Source organism: Shewanella sp. SM23, from assembly GCF_025654295.1.
Taxonomy (GTDB): domain Bacteria; phylum Pseudomonadota; class Gammaproteobacteria; order Enterobacterales; family Shewanellaceae; genus Shewanella; species Shewanella oncorhynchi.
In genome coordinates, this window is sequence record NZ_JAKKRM010000002.1 from 369017 (window position 1) to 381530 (window position 12514).

The 12514-nt window shown below is 44.6% G+C and carries 12 protein-coding genes; 9 read left to right on the forward strand and 3 right to left on the reverse strand.

Annotated elements, in window-relative coordinates; all coding sequences use genetic code 11:
- The 4 genes from L5L98_RS04690 to L5L98_RS04705 are packed head-to-tail and all read left to right on the forward strand — an operon-like array spanning window position 1 to window position 4504.
- Entirely contained in the window at window positions 1-1998 is a 1998-nt protein-coding gene (locus L5L98_RS04690; protein WP_198573197.1) for a methyl-accepting chemotaxis protein, read from the forward strand.
- Entirely contained in the window at window positions 1999-2844 is an 846-nt protein-coding gene (locus L5L98_RS04695; RefSeq protein ID WP_028759906.1) for a CheR family methyltransferase, read from the forward strand. It abuts the gene before it with no gap.
- The gene (gene cheD / locus L5L98_RS04700) at window positions 2831-3451 is read left to right on the forward strand and encodes a chemoreceptor glutamine deamidase CheD (protein WP_105252529.1); all 621 of its coding nucleotides are present in this window, start codon (window positions 2831-2833) and stop codon (window positions 3449-3451) included. The genes L5L98_RS04695 and cheD overlap by 14 nt, the downstream gene beginning before the upstream one ends.
- Before the next feature lie 3 nt (window positions 3452-3454).
- Entirely contained in the window at window positions 3455-4504 is a 1050-nt protein-coding gene (locus L5L98_RS04705; protein ID WP_263138909.1) for a chemotaxis response regulator protein-glutamate methylesterase, read from the forward strand.
- 108 nt (window positions 4505-4612) lie between these two features.
- Here L5L98_RS04705 and L5L98_RS04710 read toward each other — a convergent pair whose 3' ends face one another.
- Window positions 4613-6247 (reverse strand): diguanylate cyclase, encoded by a 1635-nt coding sequence (locus L5L98_RS04710; protein WP_105252527.1) that lies wholly within the window; start codon window positions 6245-6247, stop codon window positions 4613-4615.
- A gap of 391 nt (window positions 6248-6638) precedes the next feature.
- Between L5L98_RS04710 and L5L98_RS04715 the strand changes: the two genes are divergently transcribed.
- From L5L98_RS04715 to L5L98_RS04735, 5 genes are all read left to right on the forward strand, one after another.
- Window positions 6639-7319 (forward strand): class I SAM-dependent methyltransferase, encoded by a 681-nt coding sequence (locus L5L98_RS04715; RefSeq protein ID WP_173496900.1) that lies wholly within the window; start codon window positions 6639-6641, stop codon window positions 7317-7319.
- Window positions 7309-8370, forward strand: coding sequence for an HNH endonuclease (locus tag L5L98_RS04720; protein WP_263138913.1), 1062 nt, complete (start codon window positions 7309-7311; stop codon window positions 8368-8370). The genes L5L98_RS04715 and L5L98_RS04720 overlap by 11 nt, the downstream gene beginning before the upstream one ends.
- Window positions 8371-8684: 314 nt before the next feature.
- Window positions 8685-9113 carry a hypothetical protein gene (locus L5L98_RS04725; RefSeq protein WP_173496902.1) on the forward strand — a complete coding sequence of 143 codons (429 nt, stop codon included), beginning with the start codon at window positions 8685-8687 and terminating at the stop codon, window positions 9111-9113.
- Between the two features lie 21 nt (window positions 9114-9134).
- Window positions 9135-9719, forward strand: coding sequence for a hypothetical protein (locus L5L98_RS04730; protein ID WP_263138916.1), 585 nt, complete (start codon window positions 9135-9137; stop codon window positions 9717-9719).
- Window positions 9720-9838: 119 nt separating this feature from the next.
- On the forward strand, window positions 9839-10465 hold the full coding sequence (locus tag L5L98_RS04735; RefSeq protein ID WP_219250805.1) for a Fic/DOC family protein: 627 nt from the start codon (window positions 9839-9841) through the stop codon (window positions 10463-10465).
- Between the two features lie 3 nt (window positions 10466-10468).
- Here L5L98_RS04735 and L5L98_RS04740 read toward each other — a convergent pair whose 3' ends face one another.
- Window positions 10469-10624, reverse strand: a complete 156-nt coding sequence (locus tag L5L98_RS04740) for a hypothetical protein (RefSeq protein ID WP_173913200.1) — start codon at window positions 10622-10624, stop codon at window positions 10469-10471.
- 206 nt (window positions 10625-10830) lie between these two features.
- Window positions 10831-12441 (reverse strand): ABC-F family ATPase, encoded by a 1611-nt coding sequence (locus L5L98_RS04745; RefSeq protein ID WP_131524739.1) that lies wholly within the window; start codon window positions 12439-12441, stop codon window positions 10831-10833.
- Window positions 12442-12514: the final 73 nt, after the last annotated feature.

Consider the following 12514-nt stretch of genomic DNA (forward strand, 5'->3'; position numbering starts at 1 on the left):
ATGAGTATTTTCAATTTTTTTGGCAATGATGAGGCGCGTGAGCAAAGGGATGAAGAGCGTCAGCGCTATTTTCAGCTACTTGATAACAGTGGCAACAGCTTTATGATCGCTGACAGTCAGCGCAATATTATTTATGCGAATAAAGCCGTCGTCCGTTTACTGCAAGAGGCAGAGGACGATATTCGTAAAGAGTTACCTCAGTTCTCGGTTGCCAAACTGATCGGCAGTAATATCGACATTTTCCATAAAAATCCTGCACATCAGCGCAATTTATTAGAACGTCTAACCCAATCCCATACCGCGCAAATCACCATAGGCAAACGTACCTTTAGGTTGATTCTGACGCCGATTATCACCGCTGAAAATAAGCATTTAGGCACAGGTGTTGAGTGGATAGACCGCACCGAAAGTATCGAAGCCGAGCGAGCAACCCAGCGCATCCTCGAAGCGCTCAATAATACCAGTACCAACGTCATGATAGCCGATGCTAACCGTACGATCATTTATATGAATCGCTCGGTCGAAACTATGTTGCGCCATTCTGAAAGTGAGATCAGACAAGCCTTACCGCATTTTTCCGTGGATAAAATCCTCGGCAGCTCGATGGATATCTTCCACCGCAATCCTGCCCACCAAGCAAGTTTACTCGATAAATTAGACCGTAAATATGAATCGCTTATTAAGGTCGCGAGTTGCCACTTTCGTTTAACCGCTAGCCCCATAGTGTCTAAAGAAGGTGAGCGCTTAGGGACTGTGGTTGAATGGCTCGACCGCACCATTGAAGTCCAAACTGAGCAGGAAATTTCCCGCATAGTCACAGCCGCAGCGGCAGGTGATTTCTCCCAAAGGGCGGAAACAGATGGCAAGCAAGGTTTCTTTTTAATGCTGGCGAACAATTTAAACTCGTTAATTGAAACCTCGGAACGTGGATTGCAAGATGTGGCGCGTGTGCTGATGGCGCTAGCGGATGGCGATTTGACCACTCGCATTTATAACGATTATGAAGGCACCTTTGATGATTTGAAAAATTACTCAAATCAAACTGCTGAAAAGTTATCCTTCATGATCCAAGATATTCAACGAGCTGCGGATACCATCAATACCGCTTCGGCAGAAATAGCCCAAGGTAACGCAGATTTATCCAGCCGCACCGAAGAGCAAGCTTCGAGCCTAGAGCAAACCTCGGCCAGCATGGAGGAACTCACAGGTACAGTGAAACTCAATGCGGATAACGCCAGTCAAGCCAATGCCTTAGCCTCTAAAGCGGCTGAAGTCGCAGTGGATGGCGGTGAGCTTATCCAGCAAGTCGTCCAGACCATGGCATCGATTAATGAATCGGCGCGTAAGATTGCCGACATTATTGGTGTTATCGATGGCATTGCTTTCCAAACCAATATCTTAGCGCTCAATGCTGCGGTTGAAGCGGCGCGGGCGGGCGAACAAGGCCGCGGCTTTGCTGTAGTCGCATCAGAAGTGCGCAGCTTAGCCCAACGCTCGGCCAATGCCGCTAAAGATATCAAGGCATTGATATCGGATTCCGTGTCTAAAATCGAGAGTGGCAACAGCCTTGTCGGTAAGTCCGGCGATACCATGAAGGAAATTGTCATCGCCATTAAACGGGTGAACGACATCATGGCGGAAATTGCCTCAGCCTCTAATGAGCAGGCCATCGGTATCGATGAGATCAGCAAAGCCGTAGTGCAAATGGATGAAATGACGCAACAAAATGCGGCATTGGTTGAAGAAGCGGCCGCTGCAGCGGAAAGCATGCAATCCCAAGCGCAGCAACTCTCAGACAGTGTTGCCAGTTTTCGCGTGGACGACGAAGATGAAGCCCCAAGACGCAGCAACGCGAGATTAGCGGCGCCCAAAGCGAAGGCGATGAAACCCATCAAACAGCAGCTTCAACCTATGGTAAGAGCCAGAGTGACAGAGAAACCTAAAACCAATGCGATGAAGCCCATTAAGCAAGATCAAGATGAATGGGAAGAGTTTTAATTGAGTGAAAACAAACCATTGGAACGAGAGTTTGCCTATACCTCGGTGCACTTTAATACCGCGAGGACGACGCTGTACCGCTTAGCGGGGATCAAACTCGCCGATAGCAAGGATGCTATGGTGTATAGCCGTTTAGTGCGGCGGATCAGAACATTGAAATTAGCCGGATTTTCGGCTTATTTTGAGTATCTGTTAAGCCATGAAAACGAACACCAAGAATTTATCAATGCGTTAACCACTAATCAAACAGCATTTTTTCGGGAGCCACATCACTTTGAGGTGTTAAAACAGTATTTAATCGATAACCCAGATACCCGCAGGATCTGGTGTGCTGCCAGTAGCACAGGGGAAGAACCTTACTCGATTGCGATTGTCGTCGCTGAACATTTCAACAGTTTTAAAACGCCTATCGAGATCATTGCTTCCGATATCGACAGCGGCGTGCTTAAAAAGGCTGAAATGGGTATTTATCCCTTAGACAGGATCGATACTGTTAGCGATATCCGCAAGAAACGTTTTTTTCACCGCGGACGCGGTTCACAGTTGGGCAATGTGCGCGTGGTGCCAGAATTAAAGCAGATGCTCAAGTTTACCCGCATCAATTTACTCGATTCTTTTTGGCCGCTAAAAACGCCAATTGATGTGATTTTTTGCCGTAATGTAATGATTTATTTCGATAAAGAAACGCAGGAAGTCATATTAAAACACATGATGAACTCCCTTAGTGAGGATGGGCTTTATATTGCGGGACATTCGGAAAATTTTAATATGTTCCCGCAAATCATCACTGCCGTTGGTCAAACAACCTATCGGCCAGTGAAGGGGCTCATGAGTGCTAAAACCTAATATCGAATATGCTATTGCAGAGCCGAATCGCTATCACGATCATCATTTTGGTTGCGATGCGGTAAAAATATTACCCGGCGAGTATTTTGCGACCCGTGAAGATACCATGATAGTGACAGTATTAGGCTCCTGCGTCTCAGTGTGCTTGTATGACCCTAAGCTCAAAATTGGCGGAATGAATCACTTTTTATTGCCAAGTGACAATAGCAATTGTACTGGGGTGCTCGCCGATTCAGCCCGTTACGGCGTGTATGCAATGGAGTTGTTAATCAACGACTTGCTCAAGCTTGGCGCACAGCGTAATTCACTCGAAGCTAAGGTGTTTGGGGGCGGCAATATGTTACGCAGTTTTACTGTGCACAACATTGGTGAGCGTAATGCTGAGTTTGTGATTGAATACCTCAATCTTGAAAATATCCCTATCGTTGCTGCCGATTTACTCGATGTGTATCCGCGCAAAGTGTATTTTTTCCCCCATTCGGGCAAAGTGAAAGTCCGCAAAATTAAATCCATGCATAACAGCACAATTCTTGACAGGGAAAGTGAGTACCGTTTACGGGTTCGTAATTTACCTTCGGGCGGCGACGTTGAACTATTTGGTGATTAAGTTATGACGATCAAAGTGTTAGTTGTTGACGATTCTGCGCTGATGCGCAGCTTGCTCGGTAAAATGATTGAGGCTGACTCCGAACTGTCTCTGGTTGGGCTCGCTGCCGATGCCTATGAGGCCAAGGATCTGGTGAACCAATTTTGCCCCGATGTGATTACCTTAGACATTGAAATGCCCAAAGTAGACGGTTTAACATTTTTGGACCGCTTGATGAAAGCCAGACCCACTGCGGTAGTGATGATTTCATCGTTAACCGAGCAGGGCGCTGATGCGACCTTTAACGCTTTGGCCTTAGGCGCGGTGGATTTTATCCCTAAACCGAAATTAGACTCGCCCCAAGGTATTCATGATTATCAGGATTTGATTTTAGATAAGATCAAATCTGCCGCGAAAGCCAAAATCATCAAGCCGCAGAAATTTGTTGAGCCAGTACGCCCTGTTTCAAGTAAGCGGCCAATATTGGCCAATACAACCCTGACACAGCATTTAGTCGCGATAGGCGCATCTACTGGCGGTACTGAAGCCATTCTTTATGTATTACAACATTTACCTGCGGCTATGCCGCCGATAGTGATCACCCAACATATGCCAGCGGGGTTTACCCGCACTTTTGCGGAACGTTTAAATCGACAGTCACGGATTACTGTCAAAGAAGCCGAGCATGGGGAACGACTCTTACCCAGTTATGCCTATGTTGCCCCTGGCGATCATCACCTTGAGATCATCAAAGTGGGTGGTAGTTATAAAGTTAAATTAACCCAAGATGAAAAGGTCAGTGGCCACAGACCTTCGGTCGATGTGATGTTTACGGCCTTGGCCCAATGTGCCGCGCCCAATATCAGCGCGATGATTTTAACTGGCATGGGCAAAGATGGCGCCGAAGGCATGGTGGCGCTACACCAAAAAGGAGTCACTACATTTGCCCAAGATGAACAAAGTTGTGTGGTATTTGGCATGCCACGAGAAGCAATAAAGTGCCGTGCGGTAGATTATGTGGTGGAGTTATCGCAGATGCCGAGCAAGCTCATTAACCATTTAAGCTCACTGTGACCGCCCACGCTGAGTGGGATTCAAAAGTGATGAATAGAGCGTGAGTCTCGCAGGAAGAGCATTACGCCGAACTGATTTGTGCGCTGCAGTGGCTCATTCTATCTAGTGCTAGTCAGTCGGAGAAACCACGAGCTGATTTCTGCCTAAACGTTTAGCTTCGTAAAGGTTTTTATCTGCTAGTAACAGACAATCTTGAAATTCCTCACATTGATCCGAAAAGGCTAAACCGCCGCTGAGCGTCACCTTAAATTCGACGCCATCTTCAACAAATACGATATGGCTAAAGCTTTCACGGATCGCATTCAACTTGGCAATCGCCAGTGGTTTTTGCATATCTGGCAGCACTAACATAAATTCTTCACCACCGTAGCGGCCGGTAAAGTCAGTTTGACGTAAGGATTGTTGTAACAGGTGGGCAAATGCCAACAACACCTTATCACCACCGGAATGACCATAAGTATCGTTGACCTTTTTGAAGTGATCTAAATCGAACATAGCGATACAAACTTGAGAGTTAATCCGTTTCGCTACGTTAAAACAGCGTCTCGCAGCCACCAGAATTTGGGTATGATTTAACAGCCCAGTTAAGCTGTCGCGACTAGCCGAACTGCGAATATCATGACCCCGTTGCGCACGGGAAATCACCTGCGCGACGAATAAACTCGGCGCGGTTTGCTTTGAAATTAAGTCATCTGATCCCGCTTGTATGATGCTGACTTTATTCTGCATCGTATCATCAGAGCTCAACACGAGAATTGGGCTCGAGGTGTATTTGTCCAATTGACGGATCATCTTTGCCAGCTCAAGCCCGTTCACTTCGGGCATGTACAAATCGAAGATAAACAAATCAGGCTCAAATTGCTCAAGGGCAGGCAAGACTTGCTCGGCACTCGATAACCCTTTTACCATCAAACCGTGACTGCGTAACAGACTTGAAAAGTAATCCACCATAGATTGTTGATCATCCACCAGTAACACCTTCAAGGGTTGTTTCTCTGACATTTTGAGGGATTGATGGATTTTGCGCACTAATAAAGTGGTCTCAGCGGGTTTGACAAAATATTCGCTGACATTGGCACGAATGGCCAATAGCCGCATGTCAAAATCTCCCCGCGAGGATAAAACAAACACTCGGGTATTATTCTTCTCAAACTCAGTGGCGGCTTCGAACAAGGCCTCTTCAGTCCAATCGGGTAGAATTAAATCTAATAAAATCAGATCAAAGGGCGTTTTATTTTGCACTACCAGAAAGCTCGTGAAATTCAAAAAATGCTGCACACTAAAACCGAACTCTCGCAGCTGCTTTGTGATCATAGCGCCGACATTACCATCGTCTTCTATGATGGCAATATGGTGCTCATGGCGCGCCTTTGATGGTTTATAGGGGCTTTGCTGCATTTGCGCCTCCACTACCGGCGCCGACGGTTGGCCGCGCATATTGTTTTGTAACAACTGGTGGAAGAGGGTATCTAAGCCTTTGATCGTAGGAAGTTCGGGGGCTGGCGCATTGAGCAGCCCCTTAAGCAGCAACTCCAGTTTATCGACTATGTGTTTGGTATCTGACAACCCAAAGGTCTCGCTCGACCCTTTTAAGTTATGCACCTCTCGGTATACGGCAGACAGCATGTGTGCGTCCCAATTTTTACGCAATGAAATCCACAAGGTAATGATTTGTTTCTTTTTATCCGGCAGTGCATGTAGAAACTGTCGTTTAAGTTGCTCTAACGAATCTTCAAAACTCATAGGCAATAGATATCCTAAATAATTGAGCCCTAGGTCTTAATCTCTATATAGACGCTACGCCAAGACGTTAAAACCCGTTCACTCCAACACTGAAATGGAAACTACTCTGGAGAAGCATGTAACAGATTCAATCAATTGCACTTATCTTTACACTCACTCATAGAGTGTAAACCACTGCAAAAAAAACGATGGGGAAATGCTGAGATTGCATAGGCATTGATAAGAATATTGGGTCGAATAGCCGAAATCAGCACAGTGATCGCGAACAGTATAATGCTAAATATTTTATGCAAAACAGCATGATAATGATGGCATGTATTTTTTATCAAATACGACTGTGATAAGTTAGCGTCTGTAAAAACAATCACTTGTTGCAAAAGGATCGTTGTCAGTGAGCACAGTGTTTTATAATGACCACGCCGAAATACTCGCGGCACAGTATTTGTCTAAAACCTTTGAAGAAGTGCATTCGAGTTGGTTGCATCATCTTTTGCCTCTACTTACTAAAAATACATTGTCGATATTGGATGTGGGAGCTGGTTCTGGCCGGGATGTGTATTATTTAGCCGAAAAAGCACAGGGCAAAAAGACACAAATTATTGCAGTCGAACCTGCGGTTGTTTTAGCAAAAATGGGGCAGGTGTTAACGCGGGATCTACCCGTGCGTTGGATTGAGGATGGTTTACCTCAGTTGCAAAAAGTGGTTGGCCTAGCGCAACAGTTTGATCTGATTTTACTCAGCGCTGTGTGGATGCATTTATCTCCCTCAGAACGCCCACTTGCACTAGCAACACTCTCACGCTTACTCAATTCGACTGGACTTTTAGTCATCAGTTTGCGCCATGGCCCAAGCCCCGATGCGCGCGTTATGCACCCAGTCAGTGCCGATGAACTGCTCACACTTGCTGCAGATTGTCAGCTACGACTTTTAGATTTGAGCCAAGATGAAACCGATAAACTCGGTCGCTCACAAGTGCATTGGCAGACGTTAGTTTTTACACCCAAACTGATGCCAAACGTAAATGCACCTGAAGCAAGCGTTATTATTCAGGAGCGACTGAATGCCGATTGATGCGAGAAGACAAGTTGAATTTATTAGCTATTTACAACGTCTGTTAGTTGAAGGGGATTTCGTTGCAACTTACAAATTTGCCTTACTGCATGCGATCGCCGATATCTGTATCGAACGGCCATTAATACTCAATGCCGATCCTGCGCTGAAAACCGCCATCAGTATTGATGATTTGGTAGAGAAGTTTATTGAACTTTACTGGCAACACTCTTTGCCTTTTGGTGCCAATGATGGGTATTTTGTCTTGATTCAAAATAGTGGAAAGCAATCAGCCTTGATCAACAGTTTGATTGAACTACGCCATCAAGGTGTTAACAGTCTATCCCAGTTAAAAGCGCATCTTAGTTATCCAGCTTTATTGCGTAAAACGCGCGGTACGTTAAAAGATGGCCCCTTATGGCGCTTACAAAACTTGTCACGTAATGAAGAATGTTTTCTTTATCCCCATGATAAAAAGAAAAATTACATCGAGTTGAATCCGGGGATCGCATTTTGCTTCAGGCGATTTCACGATTTAGTGGTGTCATTGGCTCGTACTCAATGGGTACAAAAAATCGCCGAGTTTCCCGCAAATCAGGTCATTATAGGCAGTAAAGGCAATTTAAGTGAGTTTCTGTTTGGTAGCGACAGACAGACGATCACCCATGCTAGACCTGTACTGCTTGATATCCAAAAAGGCCAATGCTTCTATTGCCAAAAATCATTAAAAGAAACAAGCGAAGTGGATCATTTTATCCCTTGGGCACGATATCCTAATGATTTAGGCCATAATTTTGTCCTCGCACATAGCAGTTGTAATAATCAAAAACGCGATCATCTTGCCGCTCAGCACCATAAAGATAACTGGTATGAGCAGAATATTATCCAGCATGGCCAAACGTTACACTCTGAACTCAGTCGATATTTTGTCTGTGAGAGTGATCGCTCTGAAGCCATTACGACTTGGGCTTATCAGCTAGCAGGACAAAATCGCTCGCCTCTCTGGCTCGATAAAAAGACCTTTGTGCCTTTTAATGCATTAGACAATGACCTGTCAAATACAGCAATTTAGAGCATGCTCACAGTTTTATGGCACTTATTTTTAGCACTCGCCAAGGTAAGCAACTGTGCTGCAATTGAATGAGCAACGCTGCCAAGCTAAAGTAATCAATGAACTATTTACATGTTATCTTGGTGGCATTACATTTTATCTTCATTGATTTTGTTACCTGTTGATAGTAAAGGTTTACTTTCTGCCAAGGTAATTGATTTCAAAGAGAATAAGGAGTATTTGGTAGACATATATGGCGCACTCGTTCAGTGACAACAAGCAGATGAATGCACCATGGAATTTATTGATAATACATGTCTAGTTTTGGAGGTTAGATGATGAAATCGATTTTCTTACTGCCCATATCTGTGCTTGTGCTGATAGGTTGTACAACGCCTAAATCGCCGAGTGAAGTGTATGACGAGTATAATGCTAAGGTACAGCAGGGGATAAGTTATCAAGAGGACAAGGCTTACTATACCCAACGTAAGCAAGCGGATGTTGAGTCTAAGTTCCCGCAGTATATGCAGCAGATGAAGCTGTCCCGCGATGAAGTGATCGCATCTTATCTTTCATTTTCAAAAGCGGCTGCCAAGTGCAAAGCACTCACCTTAGTGTCGCAGGTGATAGATGGGGATACGGCCGTCCTTGAATATGCACAAAAAGATCTTTGTGGTAATGCATCGGAGGCGAATGAAAAACAAAGAATTAGCATGATAAATGAAGGTGGTTGGAAAATTGATGAGCTCCAAATTAGTCTCTAAATCATTTGGAATGTCGTATCAATGACAGGATTTTATGAGTTTTTTAGCCTGCCAAACGGAGTTGAGGTTACTTGCCCCCATTGTACTGGCTGCGCCACTTTTACCTTTGCCCATGTTTTTCGTTTAGAGAAAAAAGATGTGCATTTATTTGAGGGTAGGCAGTTTGAGATCAAGCAGTTTAATCAAAGGTTTGCCCATAAATGGCCTGGTGTGCTGTTTTTCCCTCCGCTATTGGATGCTTCTTGGCGGGAAAAATTGCCAGAAAAATACCAAGGTACTTCGACTTGGGAACATAGGGCGAACAGTGCTTTTACAGATGGTACAGATCTTGGTCTTATTTGTTGTTATCAGTGTATGGCAAAACAGAAACATCGACTTGAATGGCCCAATGACGCATTTTATTCCCTTGAGTTTAAAGGTCATTCACTTTGGGCATTTAATAAACAGATGATGCTTCAGATCCGTGATTATATTCAGGCCAAAGATCGCGATGCGGTATTCGAGTCTGAGCCGATAGTCATTCGACATTTGCCGACAATTTTTAAACTGGCTAAAAATCGTGAGATATTGGTTAAAAAAATTAATAAGCTAATTTATAGCCCATAGTTTCTACATACCTATTTCAAAGACTTGTGTGGTCAATCTCATCGAGTAGTTGTGTTAAGTTGTCTGTGACTCGGATATTTGCTTTTCTATTAGTTATTACAGTTAGCGGGTCTATTATCATGTCGAAATATCATATTGGCACTACCGAGGATGAATTCGAACCCGGTTCCGGCGGCCATATACTTCGTAACAAACTCGCGATAACCGATGAAGAGGATATGGCAGAGGTAGAGACTCAGTTGTTACTAAAGCTTTATGAGTACGTGTTTCAATCTGGTGTTATTGAAAGCGAGCATCTATCGGTTGGTATGCTCTTTGAGTGGCATCGAAAATGGCTCGGTAATGTTTATTACTGGGCTGGTGAGCGGCGTACAGTCAATATGGGAAAAGGTGGTTTCGAATTTACGGCAGCGGCTCAAATACTTAAGTCTCTCACTCAGTTTGAAAAGGAATATTTAAGCAAGTTCAATGGTTTAAATTCGTTTTCTAGAGACGAAGTTGTGAGTTACTTGGCTGAAAGTCATGTGGAATTTATCCTAATTCACCCATTTAGAGAGGGAAATGGACGTTTGTCACGTTTGATACTCGATGTGATGGCAGTAAAGGCGGGTTATCTCCCACTTGATTATGGGATTTGGGAACAAAATAGAGATTTTTATTTTAAGTCAATTCAAGCAGGGTTGGGTGGGGATTATCAACATATGGCTCGTTTGGTAAACGATGTGCTCAGCGCTAAAAACGAATGAAGTTTAGGCTAAGGTCAAATGACTGAAACGGCTTTTTTTGGCCTTCAATTTTGCTTCAACTTCAGCCGTAGTTTTACCCGTCTCAATAGCGGTTGAACTGGCCACAGCGCGATAGAGTCGATTTTGAGTCACTTGTGTGTTTTTTGATTTAGTTTTCATAGGATCAACCTCAATTAAGTGCATGAATTATAGCACTCTAGATAACGAATAGACAGCTGTGTATCCAAGGCCCAAAGCAGCAATACTTCATGTTTTACCAATCATATCGCTCTTTAGATATCGATAAAAAGTCGTCAGTAGGTTCTCCAATGACGACTCTTTTAATCAAGCTGACATAGCCGATTAAGGTTTATCAAAGCACAACATTACGCGCTTTTTCTCGCTTCCATTTCTGCTTGGCTTGAAAGGTACTCATCGAAAGTGCCTTGGAAGTTAATCACTTTTTTATCTTTAATATCAATGATACGTGTTGCGAGTGACGATACAAACTCACGGTCATGACTGACGAATATCAAAGTGCCTTCAAAGTCTTTCAACGCATTATTGAGTGCTTCGATGGCTTCCATGTCCATGTGGTTAGTCGGTTCGTCCATGATCAGCACATTGATGTCTTGCATCATTAACTTACCGAATAACAAGCGGTTTTTCTCACCGCCTGAACAGTTACGGGCTTTCTTGTTCGCGTCATCTTCGGTGAACAGCAGACGGCCTAACATGGCGCGTACCATAAGATCGTTGTGCTTAGGTTGGCGCCACTGTGACATCCAATCCATTAACGTGTAGTCATTATCAAATTCGTCACTGCTGTCTTGTGGACAGTAGCCGATTGATGCGTTTTCTGACCACTTGATCACGCCTTTATTATGTTCTAAATCATTGACTAAGCAGCGCAGGAAAGTGGTTTTACCCACGCCGTTTTCGCCGATAATCGCTAATTTTGCACCGGCTTCGAGGATTAAGTCGCCGCCTTCGAATAGCAGCTCACCATCAAACCCGTGGGCCAAATCTTCGAGGATCAGTGCTTGGCGATGCATTTTCTTGCCGGCATCGAAACGAATAGAAGGGTGAATACGGCTTGATGATTTCACTTCATCAAGCTTGATCTTGTCCATTTTCTTCGCGCGCGAGCTGGCTTGTTTTGCCTTAGATGCGTTGGCACCGAAGCGGTTGACGAAGTCTTGCAGTTCTTCGATTTCAGCACTCTTCTTGGCGTTGCCCGATAATAATTGTTCACGGATCAAAGACGATTGTGCGAGGAAGTATTCGTAGTTACCAGGGTAAATGCGCAGTTCGCCGTAATCGATATCGGCCATGTGGGTACATACGGCATTTAAGAAGTGCCTATCATGGGAAATAATGATCATGGTGCATTTGCGTTTGTTCAACTCGGCTTCTAACCAGCTAATGGTATGTATGTCCAAGTTGTTGGTTGGTTCGTCGAGCAGCAAAATATCTGGGTTGGCAAATAGTGCTTGTGCCAACAGGACCCGCAGTTTCCAACCCGGTGCGACTTGTTGCATTAGGCCGTAATGGAAAGATTCTTCAATACCCGCTTCGAGCAGAATTTCACCGGCGCGGCTTTCGGCGCTGTAGCCATCCATTTCGGCAAATTCACTTTCAAGATCGCCAACGCGCATGCCATCTTCTTCGGTCATATTCGGATTGGCGTAGATTGCATCGCGTTCCTGTTTGACTTTCCACAGGGCAACATCCCCCATGATCACTGCATCGATCACACTGTATTGTTCAAACGCGAACTGATCTTGGCTTAGGGTACCGACTTTTAAGCCGGGCGTGATGGACACATTGCCAGAGGTTGGCGCTAACGCTCCGCTGAGGATCTTCATAAAGGTCGATTTGCCACAGCCATTCGCGCCGATCAAACCATAGCGGTGACCGTTGCCAAATTTCGCTGAAATGTTTTCAAACAATGGCTCAGGGCCAAACTGCATCGTGATGTTCGCGGTAGAGATCAAAGGAGCTTTCCTAGGTATTTGCTAACGGGGATTGTGACAAACAAGCCTCAAAATGAAACATGCGCTTCACCCA